This is a genomic window from Acidisphaera rubrifaciens HS-AP3, from assembly GCF_000964365.1.
Classification (GTDB): domain Bacteria; phylum Pseudomonadota; class Alphaproteobacteria; order Acetobacterales; family Acetobacteraceae; genus Acidisphaera; species Acidisphaera rubrifaciens.
Genome location: NZ_BANB01000569.1, coordinates 1 through 527, shown reverse-complemented (window position 1 = coordinate 527; position 527 = coordinate 1). Strand labels below are relative to the sequence as shown.

1 protein-coding gene is annotated in these 527 nt (G+C 74.2%); it reads right to left on the bottom strand.

What is annotated here, in order from left to right:
- A partial coding sequence (locus B8460_RS14775) for a TetR/AcrR family transcriptional regulator (RefSeq protein WP_048862376.1) occupies positions 1-444 on the bottom strand: 444 nt, incomplete at its 3' end.
- Positions 445-527: the final 83 nt, after the last annotated feature.

The window sequence follows — 527 nt, the reverse complement described above, 5'->3', positions numbered from 1 at the left end:
GAGCGCGCCCGCCGCGACCGCGCGGCGCAGACACCGGGCAAAGAACGCCTCCACCGCGGCGAAGCGCTCGCGCACCAGCCGCCGCGCCGCCTCCGACATCGCGGCGCCGTCGAGTGCTGTGTTGACCAGCAGGCAGCCGCGACGGTCCGGATCGGCCAGCGATGACGCGATCAGCTCGTCGAGGAAGCCACTGATGGCCGCGAGCGGCGGATCGGTGCCGGCCAGCCGCGCGATGCGCGCCGCCAGCCCCTCCTCCGCATAGCGGTGCAGCACCGCGACGAACAGGCCGTCCTTGTCTGCGTAGCGGTGGTACAGGGCGGCGGTACTGAGCCCCGTCGCGCGCGTCAGATCGCGCAGCGACGTGCCGGCATAGCCGTTCTGCCAGAACACCGCCATGGCGCGTTCCAGGACCACCTCGTCGGACAGGATGCGCGTGCGTGGCATCGTGGGCGGACGTTCCTTCGGGCCATCGGCGGCGGCTGCGCGCCGGGCCGCGCGCCAGGGCGCGCCGACGCGTGGGCTTGCCG